The following is an 18,228-nucleotide window of genomic DNA, read 5'->3' on the forward strand; positions in this document are numbered from 1 at the left end:
ACGAAAATTGGTCCGCTGGTCTAGCCCGGCCTGGCCCGGATCCCGCGTCAGCCACGTCGGCCCATCCGCTCGCAACGCCCGCGCCGAAGCACCTCCATGGACTCCCTTCCCCGTTCCCGGTGGCGTCGTGTGGCGGGCCCGGCGGCCGGGGCGGCGGGGCTGGGCGCCGGACACCTGAGCGCCGCCCTCACGACGCCGCAGTCGTCTCCGATCCTCGCGGTCGGATCGGTTGTCATCGATCACACTCCGACCCCGCTCAAGGAGTGGGCGATCGCGCACTTCGGCAGCAACGACAAGACGGTCCTGATCGCCTCGGTGGCGGCCGGCGTCGCAGCGCTCACGGTCGTGATCGGGCTGATCGCCGCCCGACGTCGCAGAGGCTTTGTGCTGGGAGCACTCGGCCTGGTCGGGCTCAGCGCCATTGCCGGCGCCTGCGCGCTGTCCCGTCCGGAGGCAGGCCCCGGCGCCGCGGTTCCGAGCCTGGTCACCGCCGTGGTGGCGGTGATGGCGCTGCGGCTCGTGCTCGCAGCCGACGATCGACCGAACCGGGCGCTGCCCGACGGGCCTGCACCCACCAGCGGCCGGGTCACACGACGTGCCACCCTGATCGCCTCGGGTCTGAGTGCCGCTCTCGCGGCCTGCCTGGGTCTGTCGGGCCAGTGGGTGATCAGGCGTCGCGCTCGCGCTGAGGCCATCACCCTCCCGCCGCCGTCCTCCCCAGCCCCGGCACTGCCGAACGGACTAGACCGGATGGTCCCGGGCATCACACCGTTTCGCACGCCGAACAGCGCCTTCTACCGAGTCGACACCCGGCTCGACGTACCGGTCGTGGACTCCTCGTCATGGCGCCTTCACATCGACGGGGACGTCGAGCACAGCTTCTCGCTGACGTACGCCGATCTGCTGGCGATGCCCCTGATCGAGAGGGACATCACGCTGACCTGCGTCTCCAACAGCGTCGGCGGCCCGTACGTCGGCGGAGCGCGCTGGCTGGGGGTACCGCTGGCCACCGTGCTGGAGCGTGCCGGAGTGGGGCCCCACGCCGATCAGATCCTCAGCACCGACGTCGACGGCATGACGATCAGCACTCCCGTGGCGCTCGCGATGGACGGCCGTGACGCCATGATCGCGGTCGGGATGAATGGCAGCCCGCTGCCCCGCGCGCACGGCTTCCCGGCGCGGCTGGTCATCCCGGGGCTGTACGGCTTCATCAGCGCCACCAAGTGGGTGACCCGCCTCACCCTGACTCAGTACGCCGATGCCACCGCGTACTGGACCGAGCGCGGCTGGGCGACCGATGCGCCGATCAGGATCTCCAGCAGGATCGACACACCTCGTCCGCTGGCTGCACTGAAGGCCGGTGACGTGGTGATCGGCGGGGTCGCCTGGGCCCAGGAGAAGGGCGGCGTGGCAGCTGTCGAGGTCCAGATCGACGGCGGCGGCTGGCTGCCGGCCACGCTCGGGCCCAGCGGTGGCAATGACTACTGGCGGCAATGGTTCTTCCGCTGGCCGGCGACGTCGGGCCAGCACCGGCTCTCGTGTCGGGTGCGCGATGGTCGTGGGGACACCCAGTCACCCGTGCGGGCGACGCCTTTCCCCGCCGGCGCGAGCGGCCTGCAGTCGATCATCGTCTCGGTCAGCTGAGGGTGCCGGATTGCGCCTCGCCCGGTTGCAGCTGAGCCCTCACCGACGCTGACCCATCCGATCCCCGGGCGGCACCGAATGCCCAGTAACGGCGGCCGCCACTACTTGCCAGCTCCATCGAACGAACACCATCGAGACAGAGGTTTCCTGATGAACACGATGATCTTCCGCACCATGGGCACCGCTGCAGCCGCCACCGCACTCATCGCCGGCCTGGCCGGTTGTGGGAGCAGCTCGGACAGCTCGGCACCCGCCGCTACCGAAACACCGATGTCGACCTCCCCCAGCGACACGATGTCGCCCTCGGCCACCACCACCGGCGCCGCCGGCCAGACCTTCGGCCCCGGCTGTTCCGCGATCCCGACCAGCGGCGCGGGCTCCTTCGACGGCATGGTGAAGGACCCGGTCGCCACCGCCGCGAGCAACAACCCGCTCCTGAGCACGCTGGTCACGGCCGTCACGAAGGCTGGACTGGTCGACACCCTCAACGGCGCCAAGGCTCTGACCGTCTTCGCCCCGACCAACGACGCCTTCGCGAAGCTGCCGAAGGCGACCCTGGCCAAGGTCCTGGCCGACAAGGCCCTGCTGACCAAGATCCTCACCCACCACGTCATCGGCGAGAGGCTCGACCCGGCCCAGGTGGTGGGCTCGCACCAGACCCTCAACGCTGACACGGTGAAGGTCACGGGTGACACCAGCGCCATGAGTGTCGACGGCGCCGCGGTGATCTGTGGCAACATCGCCACCGCCAATGCCACTGTGTATGTCATCGACACGGTCCTGATGCCCGCTGGCAGCTGATCGCGACAGTCGCCGAAACGGAGCAGTCCATGGATCACCACGACGCTGTGCCCGGGGGATCACCCTCGCCCGGCGAACCCCCGGGCACGGCGCCGCCCGGTTCACTCGACCCCACCGAGCTTCTTCGTCGGTCGGCTCGGGGCGACGAGGCGGCGTTCGCCTCGCTCTACGACCTGACCTCGGCCCGCGCCTTCGGCCTGGCCGTGCAGGTGCTTCGGGATCGTTCTCAGGCCGAGGAGGTCGTCCAGGAGGCCTACCTGGAGATCTGGAAGACCTCGGCCCGGTACGACGCCGCGCGAGGATCCGCGCTGTCCTGGATCCTCACCATCGTCCACCGTCGCGCCGTGGACCGTGTCCGCTCCAGCGAAGCCTCGACCAGGCGAGACCTGGCCTATCACGAAAGGAACCAGACAGTGAGTCACGACGTCACCGCCGAGTCGGCGCATGCCTCGCTGGAGGCACACCGGGTCCGCCGTGCTCTGGGCACCCTGACGCCTGTGCAGCGCGAAGCCCTCGAACTGGCTTACCTGCGCGGCTACACGCACACTGAGATCGCCGACCTGCTGGGTCTGCCGCTTGGCACGGCCAAGACGCGGATCCGCGACGGCCTGATCAGACTTCGCGACACGCTGGGGGTGGGAGGCGCATGATGGCCGACGACCTTCACCTGCTCTCCGGCGCCTACGCCGTCGACGCTCTCGACCCGCAGGAGCGGGCTGCCTTCGAGGAGCACCTGACCGGCTGCGCCAGCTGCACCGACGAGGTGGCGAGCCTGCGGGCCGCCGCCGCGATGCTGAGCGAGCTCGAGCCGATCGAACCGCCGGCCTCGCTGCGGGCCGGCGTCCTGGACGCGATCGCGTCGACCCGTCCCCTCCCCCCGCCACCGAGTCACCGGGCCCTCGCGGCCGAGGACGTGGCACCGGTCCGCCCTCTCAGCACCCAGCGGCGCTGGGGCCGGGCCCGGCGTTGGGGTTCGGGCCTGCTGGTGGCAGCGGTCGCAGTGATCGCCGTACTGACTGCATGGCATCCGTGGACGGGCCAGTCGACCGATCAGGTCGACCGGATCATCGCCGCTGCTGATGCGCAGCGGCTGGTGCAGACGCTGCCCAACGGTGGCGCGATGACCGTGTACCGCTCCATCTCGCTGGACAGTGCGGCAGTGGTTGCCACCGGTCTGCCCGATCCAGGCAAGGGCAAGGTCTACGAGGTCTGGCTGCAGAACGACGCCGGGGCGATGGTGCCCGCCGCCGTCCTGCCCGACGACCACACTGCCCGGGTCGTACTGAAGGGCTCGGCCGCCACCGCGACCGCCGCCGGGGTGACGGTCGAGCCCACCGGAGGCTCGCCCGCGCCGACGACGAAGCCGGTGATGCTCTTCGGCTTCACCACCGGGTGAACGCCGATCGTTCGCCCGTCATCCGCGCCTCACTATGCGGCGGGGCGCAGCTCGAAAAGGAGGACCCATGCACGGCTCCGTCACGACGTGGATCGACGCCCCACCGGCCGAGGTCTGGGAGATCGTCAGCGACGTCACCCGGATCGGCGAGCTCAGCCCGGAGACGTTCGAGGCCGAGTGGACCCACGGGGCGAGCGGCCCCGCGGTCGGGGCGCGGTTCCGTGGGCACGTACGCCGCAACGGGATCGGCCCGGTCTACTGGACGCCCTGCACCGTGACCGCCTGCGTGCCGGGTGAGGAGTTCGCCTTCTCCGTCTACGCCGGCTCGGCACCGATCAACACCTGGCACTACGGACTCGAACCGGCCGACGGCGGCACCCGGATCACGGAGTCGTTCCGGCTCGCACCGCGCGGGCTCACCCGGGCCTACTGGCTGCTCGCGGGCTGGCACCGCTCCCGGGCCAACCAGCGCGGCATGCGGGCGACCCTGGAGCGGGCCAAGGAGATCGCCGAGCGCGGTCGCGTGTGACGGTACGCCGCCCAGGGCGGGCCCTGGGCGGCGTACGGTGTCCTGAGACGGCGAAAGCCTCTGATCCGTATCTCTACAGATCAGAGGCTTCTCGCTTCTGCGACCCCGACGGGACTCGAACCCGCGGCCTCCGCCGTGACAGGGCGGCGCGCTAACCAACTGCGCTACGGGGCCAGTGTTTCTTCAGTTTTTCGTTGCCGTTGTCTGCAACGAGTGGAACTCTATAAGACCGGTTTCCAGAAACACCAATCGGGGGCCACACCCCCGTCCGACGGCTGCCCGGAGCCGTCCGTTCGGGACCCCGGACGGCGCTCAGAGCTGCGGGATCAGGCGCTCGGCCCAGGCGTCGATCGCCTCGGCCAGGTCCCGCATCTGGGCCACGATGTCGCGCGCGGCGTCACCCTGGGACGCGACGAAGGCGCCGTCGAAGCCGGCGATCGCGAAGTAGCCCAGCCGGGTGGCCAGGGCCGTGGCCCGCTCGGGGCCGAGATCGGCGTACGCGCCGGCGATCTGCTCGATCATGTAGGCCCGTCCGTCGTCGCGGACCTGCGCGATGACGGGGCCGATCTCGACGTCGGCAGACTCGCTGCTCATCAGCATCAGCAGGTGCAGACGGAGGAAGTCGGGGCTCTGGGCGAAGACCTCGGCGGTCCGCCCGAGGTACCAGCGCAGCCGTTCGAGGTGGGTGCCGTCGACCGGCGGATCGGCATGGGCGCGGCGCATCCCAGCGAAGAACTCGTGCGCGCCGTGCTCCATCACCGCCGAGAGCAGGCCGCCCTTGGAGTGGAAGTGGTGGTAGATCAGCGACTTCGGCATCCCGGCGACCTCGCTCAGCACCGCGACGGACGTGCCGGCGTAGCCACGCTCGGCCATCAGCCGCAGCGCGGCGTCGAGGATCTCCTGCCGCGACCGCTGACCCCGACGATTCCCAGCACTGCGCGCCTTCTCCACAGGACCGGAGTGTACGGCCCGCCCCGGTCCACCCCGGTCCACCTCGGCCCGCGAGGCCGCCGCGCCCGACTCGCCCCGTGGGGCTTGACCAATCGACGTGGCCATGTGATCGTGCTCACTCAGAAACTGAACGTTCGGTCAATAACTTGAGGAAAGTGCGGAGGAACTCCATGACGCAGCACTACGACGCCGATGTCGCCGTCATCGGCTACGGCCCCACCGGGGTCGCCGGGGCGCTCACGCTCGCGACGAAGGGCGCCAGCGTGATCGCGTTCGAGCGCGACCACGACATCTACGCGCGTGCTCGCGCCGTGACGGTCAACGACTGGACGATGCGGATCTTCCAGGACCTCGGCATCGACGACCGGATCGAGGCAGTGATCGAGCCCCAGCGGGCGCTGCGCTGGATGACGTACGCCGGCCACGAGGTGATGCGCGTCGAGCACCCGCCTAGCACCCTCGGCACGCGCAACACCAAGCCGCGCTTCTACAACATCTACCAGCCTCTGATGGAGGCCGAGCTGCGCCGCTGCGGCGAGGAGCTCGACGGCCTCCAGGTGCGCTACGGCGCCGAGGTCGTCGCCCTGGCGCAGGACGCCGACGGGGTCACCGTGACCTCGCGCGACACCGCCACCGGCGCCGAGACCAGCACCCGGGTGCGCTACGTGATCGCCGCCGACGGCGGCTCCAGCCCGAGCCGCAAGCAGCTCGACATCGCGATGGACGGCGACACCGTCGACACCCTCTGGATCGTGATCGACTGCCGGGTCAAGCGCTGGTGGCCCGACCGCGACTTCCTCACCTTCTGGACCGACGCCGAGCGGCCGGTCGTCGACATCGCGCTCTCGGCCGGCAACCACCGCTGGGAGATCCCACTCAAGCCCGGCGAGACCGAGGCCGACTTCGCCACCAGCGCCCAGGTCTGGCCGCTGCTGAGCGCCCTGGGCGTGACCGAGGACGACGTCGAGATCCACCAGCACGCGTTCTACCGGCACCACGTCCGGATGGCCGAGACCTTCCGCAGTGGCCGCGTCTTCCTCGCCGGGGACGCCGCCCACCTGATGCCGCCGTGGGCCGGGGCCGGGATGCAGACCGGGATCCGCGACGCCTACAACCTGGGCTGGAAGATCGCCGGCGTGCTGCGCGGCGACCTCGACCCGGCCTGGCTCGACACCTACGAGGCCGAGCGGCGCCCCTCGGCCGAGCTCTACACGGGGCTCGCCGTCGCACTCGGCCGCGTGATCAAGCAGGAGGCCTCCCCCGCCGAGGTCGAGGCGATGAACACCGTCCCCGAGGGCCTGGTCACGCCGTGGGAGCCGCCGCTGAACGCCCCGCCGACCCTGGCCGCCGGCTGGCTGCGCGGCGAGCCCGGCGACGCCAGCATCGTGGGCCGCTACCTGCCCCAGCCGACCGCCTCCGACGCGCTGGGCCACCGCGACCGGCTCGACGACCTGCTCCCCGACGGCTTCGTGCTGCTCGGCCACGACGTCGATCCCCGGACCGTGCTCACCGCCGACGAGCAGGCCGGGTGGGACGCGCTCGGGACGACGTACGTCGCCGTCCGGCCGCGCTCCTCCCACACCAGTGCCGACACCGATCTGGTCGACCTCGAGGACACCCTCGGCCCCTGGTTCGAGCGGTACGGCGCTCGCGTGGTCGCCGTGCGCCCCGACCGCTTCGTCGCGGCCGCCGACGTGTCCGGCCTGGCCGTCCCGACCTTCTGAGCACCCCGGCCCCATCACCACGAACCACCGAGAACCACAAGAACCACCGAGAGAGGAAGCAACCATGACTGGAGTCAAGGAACTGGCCTACGTCGTCTACGAGGTCTCCGACCTCGCCGCCTGGGAGCACTTCGGCGTCACGCTGCTCGGCATGCAGCTGGGCGAGCGCACCGCCGACGGGCTCACCCTGCGCACCGACGAGAAGGCCCACCGCTGGGTGATCACCCAGGGCCCGGCCGACGACCTGGTCCGCACCGGCTACGAGGTCGAGTCCGACGCGGCGCTCACCGCCCTGATCGCGTCGCTGACCGCGGCCGGCGTCACCGTCACCGAGGGCGACGCCGACCTGGCTCGGGCCCGTCGGGTGGAGCGGATCGCACTCGTCACCGACCCGATCGGCAACGAGATCGAGCTGGTCACCGGCCTGGCCGATGCCGAGACCCCGTTCCGCAGCGAGACGCTGCTGGGCGAGTTCGTCACCGGCAGCGGTGGGGCCGGCCACCAGGTGCTGCTGAGCAAGGGCGTCTCCCGCGAGGAGTACATGGCGTTCTATCAGGGCCTGCTCGGCTTCAAGATCAGCGACATCATCATCGAGGAGGTCGCCCCCGGGATCTTCGCCGACCTGATCTTCCTGCACTGCAACCCGCGCCACCACACCGTGGCGCTGGGCGACATGCCGCACACCAAGAGGACCCACCACTTCATGGTCGAGGTCACCGACATCCGCGACGTCGGCCTGGCCTACGACCGCTGCATGGACGCCCAGCAGCCGTTCGAGATGACGCTCGGGATGCACCCGAACGACCACATGTTCAGCTTCTACGTCCGTACGCCGTCGGGCTTCTCCGTCGAGTACGGCTGGGGCGGCCTGCTCATCGACGACGCCACCTGGGAGGTCACGACCCTCGACCAGCTCAACAGCTGGGGTCACCGCCCGCCCGAGGTCGTGCACGCCCTGCTCGGCCAAGCCCCCTTCACCAACCAGATCCCCGGAGGAGAACTCTGATGACGCTCACCCAGGCCGACGTCTCCCGCTACGTCCAGACCCCGCACTGGAAGATCCACTACAACGAGCTCGGCGAGGGTCACCCGATCGTCCTCGTCCATGGTGGCGGCCCCGGCGCGACCGGCTTCTCCAACTACTCCCCCAACATCGAGGCGATCGCCGCCGCCGGGTTCCGCGTGATCGCCCCCGACCTGCCGGGCTGGGGTGACTCCGACGCCGTCGACTTCGCCACCTACAACCCGATCGACGCGGTCTGCGAGCTGCTCGACGCCCTGGGCATCGAGAAGGCCGCCTTCGTCGGAAACTCGATGGGCGGCCACACCTCGCTGCGGATGGCGATCGAGCGCCCCGAGCGGGTCTCGCACCTGATCACGATGGGGGCACCGATCCAGCTCAAGCCGTTCCTCTTCGGTGCCGGTGGCCCCTCCGAGGGCATCAAGATCATGTACGCCGGCTACTCCGACGCCTCAGTCGAGGCGATGAAGCGCCTGGTGGACATCATGGTCTTCGACCAGGCCCGCTTCTCCTCCCCCGAGCTCCTCCAGCAGCGCTCCGAGGCCGCCCTCAAGCGCCCCGAGCACCTCGCCAACATCGCCAAGATGGGGATCAAGGCCCCGATCCCGATCTGGGCCGACCTGTCGCGCCTGGGCGAGATCTCCGTGCCGGCCCTGCTCATCCACGGCCGCGACGACCGCGTCGTCTCCTTCGAGTCCTCGCTGTTCATGGCGGCGAACATCCCCGACTCGCGGGCTCACCTGATCAACCGCTGCGGCCACTGGGCCCAGCTTGAGCACGCCGACGAGTTCAACCGCCTGGTGATCGACTTCGTCCGACACCACTGACCCTCACACGGGCACGATCCGACTGGCCCGGAGTGGGCGCCGTACCGGCCCCGCTCCGGGCCAGCGGCGTCTGTCGCGGTGGCGACCGGGGAGGAAAGCGATCATGCTCTGCCGATTCGCTCGCTACACTCCCGGAGATTCGTCCGCGCAGGCGCGCATCGACGTCGCGGGACGGCACAGCCCCTCCAGCGGAGCCGGCAAAGGAGCTGACGACGTGGACACCGACGAGACCCGCCGTGGTATCTTTGCTGCATCACGACCGGTTCCGCCTACTTCTGTAGGTCCAGGGCCGGTCTTCATTTTTGATGGCGCCCGTCGTGTCTGACGACGTGAAGGCGTATCGCACCTACAGCGAGCAAGTCGCCCTCCTCACCGAGCGCGGGATGAACGTCGGCGACCGCGACCAAGCCATCAGCGTGCTTCGACGGATCAACTACTACCGGCTGAGCGGCTACTGGTATCCGTTCCGACAGCTCACCGATGGCACCCGCGGGGACCATTTCTATGCCGGCACCCATCTCAAGGACGTCGTCGCCCTCTACGAGTTCGACGTTCGGCTCCGAGCCGCAACCTTCTCCGTCCTCTCCCCCATCGAACTCACTCTTCGCGCGCTACTCGGCCACGAGCTCGGCAAGATCGACCCGTGCGCCCACCTCACCCCGGAGCTGCTGGGGCCGACCGCACGCCGTGGCTCCGCGTACGCCACCTGGCTCACGAAGTACGAGCGCGAGCTCAACCGGTCCCGCGAGGACTTCGTCGCGCATCATCGCCAGAGGTACGGCGGGCGCCTTCCGGTCTGGGCTGCGGTGGAGCTGTTGGACTGGGGAGGCCTGACGCACCTCTACGGACTCTCTCCCCGCGACGTGCAGGACCGGGTCGCGAGCGCGTGCGGCCTCACCGGGCCCCAGCTGACCAGCTGGCTGAAGTCACTCAACCTGGTCCGGAACGCGTGCGCCCACCACGGTCGATTGTTCAACCGTGTTCACACCATCACGCCCCGGCTCCCTCGAGCCGGCACCTATCCCCACCTCGACGGTGCCACGACCGCGTGGGGCCGGACCTTCGGCCAGCTGACGCTCATCCAGTTCCTGCTCGACCAGCTCTCCCTGGGGCGCATGAGACTCCTCCCGGCGGTCGTGACGACCTTCCCCCAGGTCACCGCGGTACCGCTGACACATATCGGCGCCGACAGCACTTGGCAGAGCGCCAGTCGGCTGTGGGTGCCCTGAGCTCCGAACATCGGCGAGCAGTGCCTCCGGCCCCCGGCTTGACCGCAGTGGGCGCCGTACCGGCCCACTCCGGGCCAGTGTCGTCTGTCGCAGTGGTACCCCCTACCGGATTCGAACCGGCGCTACCGCCGTGAAAGGGCGGGGTCCTGGGCCGCTAGACGAAGGGGGCGGCACTTCTGTCAGCGCGAACCGCAGAAGCGGTGAGAGTCTATGCGGTGGAGCCGATCCGATACCAAAAGGCGACGCGGGGCTGGGCCCGGCCCTGGCGGCCGACGCCGATTCGCACCCCGGTTCCGGTGTCCGGTAGTGTTTCGCCTCGCCCGGCCAGGTAGCTCAGTTGGTACGAGCGACCGACTGAAAATCGGTAGGTCGGCGGTTCGACCCCGCCCCTGGCCACAGGCCTGAACGCCCCCGCAGATCCTGCGGGGGCGTTTCGCATTCCCGGGCACGGTCCCACCCGATCCTGCCCCGACGGGCCATCCGGGCCCACCAGGGACTAGCCCTTTACCCCCACGCGATGGACCAAGGTCCTGACCTCGACAGCGACAGTCCTGAACCCGTCCTAGGTACTGGTTCGCCCGCTGAGCGGGGAGCAGAGTCCCTCCCATGTCCCGCAACGACGCAGCCTCGGCGATCGACATCACCGAGCACCTTCCCCTGGTGGGCCACCTCGTCCGCGAGACCCTGGCCCGGGTCCCCTCCCACGTCGACCGCGACGACCTGACCTCGGCCGGCATGATGGCCCTGGTGCAGGCCTCGACGTCGTACGACGCCACCCGCGGCGTCCCGTTCGATCGCTATGCAGCACGCCGGATCCGGGGCGCGATCCTCGATGAGCTGCGCTCCACCGACTGGGCCTCGCGCCGGGTGCGGCGTACGGCCCGAGAGATCGAGACCACCCGCGCGGAGCTGTCGTTGCGCTTCGGCCGGATCCCGACGCCGGCCGAGGTCGCCGCCGTCCTCGGGATCAACGTCGAGGACGTGGCGAGCAACGACGACGACATCAACCGCGCCCACCTGCTCTCCCTCCAGGGCTCGGCGTTCACCTCGATCGAGGACCTGCTGCCCAGCCGTGAGATCACTCCCGAGCAGGCCGCCGAGCGCTCCGAGCAGCTGAGCTTCCTGCGGCACGCGATCGCCGAGCTGCCCGAGCGGCTGCGGGCGGTGGTGGAGGGCTACTTCCTGGCCGCCCGGCCGATGTCGGAGATCGCCGCCGAGCTCGACGTCACCGACTCCCGGATCTCCCAGATGCGCTCGGAGGCGCTGGTGCTGCTGCAGAGCGCGATGCAGCGCGTGATGAGCGACCACGTCGTGCCGGCGCCGCGCCCGGCGGGCATCGCCGAGCGTCGCCGGGCCGCCTACGTGGCAGCCGTCGCCGCCCGGATCCACGCCGAGCAGCACCGGTCGCTACCACGGACCGCGTCGGCGAGCTGACCCTCAGTCCCCGGTCGGGACCATCCAGACCAGGCAGAAGCCGTGCGGCTCGACCGCACCGGTGCGCATCACGCCGCCGAGCCGTTCGGCCCGCACCTGGGCGTTCCTCAGCCCCGACCCGGGGCCGGGGTCGTGCCCGGGTCCGGCGCCGTTGTCGCTGACCCGGAGCATGAACCAGGCCGGGGAGGCCTGGAGCTCGATCGAGACCGCCGAGGCCCGCGCATGCCGCGCGACGTTGGACAGCGCCTCGCGCAGCGTCAGCAGCACCTGGTCGCGCGTCGCCCCGGTCAGAGCGCCGTCGACCTCGCCGTTGAACCGCAGCATCGGGACCAGACCGAGCACGACGGCGTACTCCTCCGACAGCGCACGCACCTCGTCGGTCAGTCGTGGCCCGGAGCCGCGACCGAGCTCGAAGATCGTGGCCCGCAGGTCCCGGATGGTCAGGTCGAGCTGGTGCACGCCGTCGGCGAGCGCGGTCGCCATCTGCGTGCTGTCACCGCTCTGCGCCGCACGGAGCTGGAGGCCGGTCGCGAAGAGCCGCTGGATGACGAGGTCGTGCAGGTCGCGGGCGATCCGCGCCCGGTCGGCTGCGATCAGACGATCGACCTGCTCGCCGTCGCGCGGCGAGGGTACGAGGAACTCCCCCGTATCGGCCTGGTCGGCCCCGCTCACATCGCGCCGATGCCGTGCCACTGGCTCAGTCTAGGGGACCCTGGGCCCAGTCTCCGCCGTCCGTCGGGGCGCTCTCCTGGGACCCGAGGTCCCGGCCGTCAGCCTCCGCACGTCGGGCGGAGTCACGCAGCTCGAAGAGCTCCGTGGCAAGGCCACCGACCGACCCGACGACATCCTTGACCGCCGAGGTGATGATCGTGGCGACCTCGCCGACCGTGTCCGCCACAGCGGTCACGGCACCCTGCACGGTGTCCTTGCGGATCTCGGCGCGGCTGAGTCGGGGGGTCGGCACGGAGCCAGTCTCCCTCAGGTTCACTCAGGCCGCCAGGGTGTCCCGGCTCACGGACAAGGAACTCTCAGCCGTACGCCGACCACGGGTCGGCAGGGCGAGCCGGGCGATCTTCCCGAAGACGCTGCCGAGCTGCCGGGTCAACGATCCGGTGTTGTACGGCAGGCCGTAGCGCTCGCAGATCTCCTGGATCTCGCCCGCGATCTCCGGGTAGCGCCGCGCCGGCAGGTCGGGGAAGAGGTGGTGCTCGATCTGGTGGGACAGGTTGCCGCTCATGATGTGGAAGAGCGGGCCGCCGGTGATGTTGGCCGAGCCCAGCACCTGCCGGTAGTACCAGTGCCCGCGGGACTCCTCGCCGTTCTCGTCCTCGCACTCCTCCATCGAGAAGGTCGCCACCCCGGTCGGGAAGTGGCCGCAGAAGATGATGTTGAACGCCCAGATGTTGCGCACGATGTTCGCGCATCCGTTGCCGATCAGGGTGGGCACGAACAGCGGCCCGGTCAGCGCCGGGAAGAGCAGGTAGTCCTTGAGGATCTGGCGGCGCATCTTGAGCACGATCCGGTGGGCGATCTCCTTGTTCTGCGCCCACGTACGGCGACCCGCGAGCAGCTCGTCGACCTCGAGGTCGTGCAGGGCGACGCCCCACTCGAAGAAGACCATCAGGCCGGCGGCGTACAGCAGATTGCCGAGGTAGTACGGCCGCCACTCCTGCTCCTCGTCCATCCGCAGGATGCCGTAGCCGATGTCACGGTCCTTGCCCAGGATGTTGGTGAAGGTGTGGTGCAGGTAGTTGTGGCCGTGCTTCCAGTTGTCGCCGGGCGCCATCGTGTCCCAGTCGAACATCCGGGAGTTGAACTGCGGGTCGCCGAGCCAGTCGTACTGGCCGTGCATCACGTTGTGGCCGATCTCCATGTTGTCCAGGATCTTGGACACGCTCAGAGCCGCGACCGCGAGCGGCCAGGCCGGAGGCACGTAGAACATCGCCCGGCCGGCGACCTCGAGGGCACGCTGGGCCTTGACGACCTTGCGCAGGTACGCCGCGTCGGGCTCCCCGAGGTCGGCGATGACACGGGCACGGATGGCGTCGAGCTCGGCCCCAAGGGCGTCGAGCTGGTCGCGGGTGAGGGTGGGACGCTCGGCGGTTGTGGGGATGGTGGTGGCGGCGTCGGCCGGGGTGCGGCGGCCGCGGAGGGTGCTGAGGAACATCGGGGACTCCTGGGGGTTCGTCACAGATCGAGCGTGCAGTCGCCGTCGGCGGCGCTGACGCAGATGCGGATCTCGTCATCGGGCAGCGAGGAGACCTCGCCGGTGAGCACGTTGCGGACGGTGCCGCTGCGCTTGGTCGCTACGCAGGAGAAGCAGATCCCCATCCGGCACCCCGACGGCGGCCGGAGCCCAGCCGCCTCGGCCTGGTCGAGGAGGGCGGCGCCGTCGTTGGCGACCGCGGTGCCGCTGCGCTCGAAGGTGAGCGTGCCGCCACCGGCACCGGTGGCACGGGGCGGGACGAAGTACTCGACCCGCAGGGTGCCAGCAGCGATCGCCTGGTCGCTGTACGCCGCTCGGGTGGCCTCGATCAGGCCGGACGGACCGCAGACCCAGGTCGGGACGTCGGCGTAGCCGGGGACGAGGCGCTCCAGGAGTGCCGGGGAGAGATACGGGTCGCCCTGGCCGGGGTAGAAGCGGTGCAGGTTGAGGCCGTTGCCCGAGTGGGCGGCGAGCTCGAGCTCATCGGCGAAGATCTGCTGCTCCGGCGTGTGCGCGAAGTGCAGGAAGTCGATCCGGCCGCGATGGGTACGCAGCTGGAGCGAGCGCAGCATCGCCATCACCGGCGTGATGCCGGAGCCGCCCGAGATCAGGACGACGTGCTCGGGCACCCGGTCGGGCAGGACGAAGTCGCCCTCGGCCTGGGACAGGTGCACGATCGCGCCGAGGGCGGCGGGACTGGTGAGGAACTGCGACACGCTACGACCGGGGTGGTCGGCCTCGTCGCGGGCCCGGATGGTGAGCGTGATCCGCTCCCCCGGACGCGAGGAGTGACTGGAGAGCGTGAAGACCCGCGTCGTACGCCGGGCTCCGGGAAGCTCCACGCCGACGCTGACGTGCTGGCCGGGGCGGTGGCCGCCCCAGGTCGCGGTCGGCTGGAGGGTGAGGGTGACGACCGGGGCTGCGCCGGGCGCGGCGTCGGGGTCGACCTCGACGTGGCGGTCGACGATCCGGGCACGGACCTCGTGGGCGACCCAGAGCGGGTGCACCTGGGTCAGGTAGTGGTCGATCGAGTGCGGGGTGGTGAGCGCTGCGACGGCGCGCGAGCGCAGGAGGCGGCCAGCCAGCGTGGCGGCCGGGGACGACATCGAGGTCATCGTCGCTCCTTGGGGTTGTGGTGGAATTTCAGTAAACAACCGTTCACTGAAAACCCTGCCTTGGGGCTCGCCACGCGTCAAGGGTGATTCAGGTAACAGTGCACACGCGTGCACTAAGGTGGAAGGTGTGAGTGAGACTGTGTCGCGAGCCGAGGCGAAGGAGCGCACCCGCCGGGCGATCCTCGACGCCGTCCTCGACCTCACCCGGGACTCCCAGCTCGCCACCGTCTCGCTGCGCCAGATCGCCAAGCAGGTCGGGATCGTGCCGACGGCGTTCTACCGGCACTTCCCCACCGTCGAGGACCTCGGCCTGACCCTGGTCGACGAGTCCTTCGTCTCACTGCGCGCGATGCTGCGTGAGGCCCGTGACCTGCCGTCCCTGGCGACCCCGCTCACGCTGGCCGACACGTCGGTCGCCGTACTGGCCGATCACGTCCACCGCCACCAGGCCCACTTCGCCTTCATCGCCCGCGAGCGCAACGGCCCGGTCGGGCCGGTCCGCGAGGCGATCCGGCACGAGATCGACCTGTGCGAGCACGAGCTCGCCACCGACCTCGCCCGGCTGCCCGCCCTCGACGCCTGGCCCACCTCCGAGCTGCGCGCCCTGTCCGGACTGATCGTCACCACGATGGTCACCACCACCGAGGAGCTGATCGGTGCCCGCCCCGACCAGGAGAGCGCCCTGATCGCCACCGCCCGCACCCAGCTGCGGATGATCGTGGTCGGGGCGATGCACTGGAAGCCCACCCCCTAGCCGACTTCCGGGTTCACCACCACCCACTTCCGGGTTCACCACCGTCCACATCCGGGTTCACCACCACCCAGATCCGGGTTCACCACCACCCAGATCCGGGTTCACCACCGCCCACTTCCGGGTTCACCACACCGCCACGGCAGAGCCGTGAGTAATCCGGATCTCTACCGTGGCTAAGCCGGATCTCGCGCGTGGCGAACCCGGATCTCGGCGGTGGTGAACCCGGAATTCGGCGACGTAGATTGGGAGCATGTGCCGCAACATCCGTCCGTTGAACAACTTCGAGCCTCCGGCTACCAGTGACGAGGTCCAGGCCGCGGCGCTGCAGTTCGTCCGCAAGGTGGCCGGCACCACGAAGCCCTCGGCGGTCAACCAGGAGGCGTTCGACCGGGCCGTGGCCGAGATCGCCCACACCACCGGCCACCTCCTCGACGCCCTGGTGACCACGGCACCGGCGAAGAACCGTGACGAGGAGGCGGCCAAGGCCCGCGCCCGCTCGGCCGCCCGCTTCGCCCGATGAGCCCGCACACCACCAGCACCCCGCCGACCACCACCCCCACGACGTACGACGCCGCCCTCACGCTCCTCGCCGAGCGGGAGCGGCCGCTGGTGGTGCTCACCGGGGCGGGGCTGTCCACCGACTCGGGGATCCCGGACTACCGCGGGCCGGGGTCGGTGCCCCGCACCCCGATGACGTACGACGAGTTCCGCGCGAGCCCCGCGAACCGGCAGCGCTACTGGGCGCGGAGCCACCTGGGCTGGCAGCGGATCGGTGTCGCCCACCCGAACGCGGGACATCGCGCCCTGGTCGAGATCGACCCGGAGCTGCTGATCACCCAGAACGTCGACGGGCTGCACGAGCAGGCCGGCTCGCCTCGCGTCGTGGCACTGCACGGCCGGGTCTCGGAGGTGATCTGCCTGGGCTGCGGCAGGATCCGCGCACGTGCGGAGGTGCAGGACTGGCTCGACGCACTGAACCCGGGCTGGACCGAGCGCCATCGCCACATCGAGCAGCTCCCCGACGGCGACGTCGCCCTGGAGGAGACCTCCGACTTCGTGGTGCCGCCGTGCCCTGACTGCGGCGGCGACCTCAAGCCGCACGTGGTCTTCTTCGGGGAGTCCGCCGACAAGGCCCTGGTAGCCCGGTGCTTCGCCGCCGTGGATGCCCTGGCCGGCACCGGCGGGGCACTGCTGGTCGCGGGCTCCAGCCTGACCGTGATGAGCGGGCTCCGCTTCGCCCGGAGGGCCGCCAAGATCGGCGTACCGCTGGTGATCGTCAACCGTGGCGCGACCCGCGGCGACGAGCTCGCCACGATCAAGGTCGAGGCGGGCACCAGCGCCTTCCTCACCGACCTCGCGGCGCGGCGTCACCCCTGAGGCTTGCGCTCCTCCTCGGCGAGGGCGCCGAGCAGGTCGAGCAGCTGATGCATGGCCCGGTTCTCCGGCAGCATGTCGACGTCGGCGAGCCGTTGCGCGGCGGCGTCCATCGGCAGCCGTACGCCGGCCAGCACGTGGTAGATCGGCCCCTCGGGCTCGTCCTCGCGGTCCTCGACCCACATCACCAGACCGTCGTGGAACTCACCGTCACGGTCGCCGATGACGAGGTGCTGCCCGTCGATGAGGACATGGTCGAACCCGGTGTCGCCGTGGCGCACCGTGACCGGTCCTTCATGCAGCTCGACCAACGAGCGGTCGAGGTGGAGAAACTCCATCGGCCCCCTCGCTTCCCGATGGACGCCAGCGTATCCGCCTGATGGCTGGACTTGACGGGACTCTTGTCCCGATTTCGGCGACTCGGTGGGACCAGGGGTCCCCCCTGGGGTCACACCGGGTCGGTCACAGACGCTTGACGAAGATGTGGTCGGCCGCCTCGGGCATGATCTCCGCGGTCTCGCCGCCGGCCCCGACCAGGACGCCCTCCTCGGTGGGCGCGATCGTGACGGTGGTGTCGGGCACGGCGCCGACGCGACGCAGCGCGCTCATCAGGACCTCGTCCTTCTGCATCTCCTCGGAGATGCGGCGCACCAGCACGGTGCCGGAGCCCTGGACGGCGGCCTTGGACAGCGGCTCGACACCGTCCATGAAGTCCTCGGTGGAGTTCTCCGCGCCGAGCTCATCCAGACCCGGGATCGGGTTGCCGTACGGCGACTCCGTGGGGCTTCCGAGCAGCTCGAGCAGCCGCTTCTCGACGGTCTCGCTCATCACGTGCTCCCACCGGCACGCCTCCTCGTGGACGAGCTCCCAGTCCAGACCGATCACGTCGGTCAGGAGCCGCTCGGCGAGGCGGTGCTTGCGCATCACCCGCACGGCGAGCCGGTTGCCCTCGTCGGTGAGCTGGAGGTGGCGGTCGCCCTCGACGGTCAGCAGGCCGTCGCGCTCCATCCGCGCCACCGTCTGAGACACGGTCGGACCGGACTGGTGGAGGCGCTCGGCGATCCGGGCGCGGAGGGGCACGATGCCCTCCTCCACGAGCTCATAGATGGTCCGCAGATACATCTCGGTGGTGTCGATCAGGTCGCTCACCAGAACAGTCTAGAGGTCTTTCGGCCCAGGCATGGGCCTCGCGGAGCCCTTGTGGACGAACGACGCCCTTCGGG

General features: G+C 70.1%; 20 protein-coding genes and 3 tRNA genes. 14 read left to right on the forward strand and 9 right to left on the reverse strand.

The features are described from left to right. Positions 1-96: 96 nt before the first annotated feature. From Q1V88_RS04135 to Q1V88_RS04155, 5 genes are all read left to right on the forward strand, one after another. Positions 97-1,644, forward strand: coding sequence for a molybdopterin-dependent oxidoreductase (locus Q1V88_RS04135; protein WP_300678273.1), 1,548 nt, complete (start codon positions 97-99; stop codon positions 1,642-1,644). Between the two features lie 150 nt (positions 1,645-1,794). Then, positions 1,795-2,445: a fasciclin domain-containing protein gene (locus Q1V88_RS04140; protein ID WP_300678276.1), complete on the forward strand. Its 651-nt coding sequence runs from the start codon at positions 1,795-1,797 to the stop codon at positions 2,443-2,445. 29 nt (positions 2,446-2,474) lie between these two features. Further along, the gene (gene sigK, locus Q1V88_RS04145) at positions 2,475-3,095 is read left to right on the forward strand and encodes an ECF RNA polymerase sigma factor SigK (RefSeq protein WP_300678278.1); all 621 of its coding nucleotides are present in this window, start codon (positions 2,475-2,477) and stop codon (positions 3,093-3,095) included. After that, positions 3,095-3,841: an anti-sigma factor gene (locus Q1V88_RS04150; RefSeq protein WP_300678281.1), complete on the forward strand. Its 747-nt coding sequence runs from the start codon at positions 3,095-3,097 to the stop codon at positions 3,839-3,841. Before sigK ends, Q1V88_RS04150 begins: the two co-directional genes overlap by 1 nt. Before the next feature lie 67 nt (positions 3,842-3,908). After that, complete coding sequence (locus Q1V88_RS04155; protein ID WP_300678282.1) at positions 3,909-4,370, forward strand: SRPBCC family protein; 462 nt, start codon at positions 3,909-3,911, stop codon at positions 4,368-4,370. Positions 4,371-4,470: 100 nt separating this feature from the next. Here Q1V88_RS04155 and Q1V88_RS04160 read toward each other — a convergent pair. Both Q1V88_RS04160 and Q1V88_RS04165 read right to left on the reverse strand, forming a co-directional pair. Continuing rightward, positions 4,471-4,544, reverse strand: a tRNA-Asp gene (locus Q1V88_RS04160). A 138-nt stretch (positions 4,545-4,682) separates the two neighbouring features. After that, on the reverse strand, positions 4,683-5,321 hold the full coding sequence (locus Q1V88_RS04165; protein ID WP_300678285.1) for a TetR/AcrR family transcriptional regulator: 639 nt from the start codon (positions 5,319-5,321) through the stop codon (positions 4,683-4,685). A gap of 170 nt (positions 5,322-5,491) precedes the next feature. Between Q1V88_RS04165 and Q1V88_RS04170 the strand changes: the two genes are divergently transcribed. From Q1V88_RS04170 to Q1V88_RS04185, 4 genes are all read left to right on the forward strand, one after another. Then, complete coding sequence (locus Q1V88_RS04170; protein WP_300678288.1) at positions 5,492-7,045, forward strand: bifunctional 3-(3-hydroxy-phenyl)propionate/3-hydroxycinnamic acid hydroxylase; 1,554 nt, start codon at positions 5,492-5,494, stop codon at positions 7,043-7,045. Between the two features lie 64 nt (positions 7,046-7,109). Further along, a complete protein-coding gene (locus Q1V88_RS04175) occupies positions 7,110-8,051 on the forward strand; it encodes a VOC family protein (RefSeq protein ID WP_300678290.1) in 942 nt (313 codons plus the stop codon). After that, positions 8,051-8,893: an alpha/beta hydrolase gene (locus Q1V88_RS04180; RefSeq protein ID WP_300678293.1), complete on the forward strand. Its 843-nt coding sequence runs from the start codon at positions 8,051-8,053 to the stop codon at positions 8,891-8,893. The genes Q1V88_RS04175 and Q1V88_RS04180 overlap by 1 nt, the downstream gene beginning before the upstream one ends. Before the next feature lie 317 nt (positions 8,894-9,210). Further along, complete coding sequence (locus Q1V88_RS04185) at positions 9,211-10,122, forward strand: Abi family protein (RefSeq protein ID WP_300678296.1); 912 nt, start codon at positions 9,211-9,213, stop codon at positions 10,120-10,122. 93 nt (positions 10,123-10,215) lie between these two features. On the opposite strand, the gene Q1V88_RS04190 is transcribed toward Q1V88_RS04185, so the two are convergent. Next, positions 10,216-10,291 (reverse strand) — tRNA-Glu (locus Q1V88_RS04190). A 153-nt stretch (positions 10,292-10,444) separates the two neighbouring features. Between Q1V88_RS04190 and Q1V88_RS04195 the strand changes: the two genes are divergently transcribed. Together Q1V88_RS04195 and Q1V88_RS04200 are read left to right on the forward strand one after the other, a co-directional pair. Then, positions 10,445-10,518, forward strand: a tRNA-Phe gene (locus Q1V88_RS04195). Positions 10,519-10,728: 210 nt separating this feature from the next. After that, entirely contained in the window at positions 10,729-11,556 is an 828-nt protein-coding gene (locus Q1V88_RS04200) for a FliA/WhiG family RNA polymerase sigma factor (RefSeq protein WP_300678299.1), read from the forward strand. 3 nt (positions 11,557-11,559) lie between these two features. On the opposite strand, the gene Q1V88_RS04205 is transcribed toward Q1V88_RS04200, so the two are convergent. Genes Q1V88_RS04205 through Q1V88_RS04220 form a run of 4 tightly spaced genes read right to left on the reverse strand, consistent with a single transcriptional unit; the run spans position 11,560 to position 14,877 of the window. Then, positions 11,560-12,249: a histidine kinase gene (locus tag Q1V88_RS04205; protein WP_300678301.1), complete on the reverse strand. Its 690-nt coding sequence runs from the start codon at positions 12,247-12,249 to the stop codon at positions 11,560-11,562. Positions 12,250-12,253: 4 nt separating this feature from the next. Beyond that, positions 12,254-12,520: a hypothetical protein gene (locus Q1V88_RS04210; protein ID WP_300678304.1), complete on the reverse strand. Its 267-nt coding sequence runs from the start codon at positions 12,518-12,520 to the stop codon at positions 12,254-12,256. Between the two features lie 24 nt (positions 12,521-12,544). Then, positions 12,545-13,723, reverse strand: a complete 1,179-nt coding sequence (locus tag Q1V88_RS04215; RefSeq protein WP_300678307.1) for an acyl-CoA desaturase — start codon at positions 13,721-13,723, stop codon at positions 12,545-12,547. Between the two features lie 20 nt (positions 13,724-13,743). After that, positions 13,744-14,877, reverse strand: coding sequence for an iron-sulfur cluster-binding domain-containing protein (locus Q1V88_RS04220; RefSeq protein ID WP_300678310.1), 1,134 nt, complete (start codon positions 14,875-14,877; stop codon positions 13,744-13,746). A 127-nt stretch (positions 14,878-15,004) separates the two neighbouring features. Here Q1V88_RS04220 and Q1V88_RS04225 point away from each other — a divergent pair, with 127 nt between their 5' ends. The 3 genes from Q1V88_RS04225 (at position 15,005) to Q1V88_RS04235 (ending at position 17,008) form a co-directional block, all read left to right on the forward strand. After that, positions 15,005-15,631 (forward strand): TetR family transcriptional regulator, encoded by a 627-nt coding sequence (locus Q1V88_RS04225; protein WP_300678314.1) that lies wholly within the window; start codon positions 15,005-15,007, stop codon positions 15,629-15,631. A 250-nt stretch (positions 15,632-15,881) separates the two neighbouring features. Then, positions 15,882-16,151 carry a DUF2277 domain-containing protein gene (locus Q1V88_RS04230; protein ID WP_300678318.1) on the forward strand — a complete coding sequence of 90 codons (270 nt, stop codon included), beginning with the start codon at positions 15,882-15,884 and terminating at the stop codon, positions 16,149-16,151. Beyond that, complete coding sequence (locus tag Q1V88_RS04235) at positions 16,148-17,008, forward strand: Sir2 family NAD-dependent protein deacetylase (RefSeq protein ID WP_300678321.1); 861 nt, start codon at positions 16,148-16,150, stop codon at positions 17,006-17,008. The genes Q1V88_RS04230 and Q1V88_RS04235 overlap by 4 nt, the downstream gene beginning before the upstream one ends. Here Q1V88_RS04235 and Q1V88_RS04240 read toward each other — a convergent pair. Together Q1V88_RS04240 and Q1V88_RS04245 are read right to left on the reverse strand one after the other, a co-directional pair. Next, positions 16,999-17,343 carry a hypothetical protein gene (locus Q1V88_RS04240; protein WP_300678323.1) on the reverse strand — a complete coding sequence of 115 codons (345 nt, stop codon included), beginning with the start codon at positions 17,341-17,343 and terminating at the stop codon, positions 16,999-17,001. The genes Q1V88_RS04235 and Q1V88_RS04240 overlap by 10 nt on opposite strands. A 124-nt stretch (positions 17,344-17,467) precedes the next feature. Next, positions 17,468-18,154 (reverse strand): metal-dependent transcriptional regulator, encoded by a 687-nt coding sequence (locus Q1V88_RS04245; RefSeq protein ID WP_300678325.1) that lies wholly within the window; start codon positions 18,152-18,154, stop codon positions 17,468-17,470. Between the last annotated feature and the right edge of the window lie 74 nt (positions 18,155-18,228).

It is taken from the genome of Nocardioides sp., from assembly GCF_030150155.1.
Lineage (GTDB): Bacteria > Actinomycetota > Actinomycetes > Propionibacteriales > Nocardioidaceae > Nocardioides.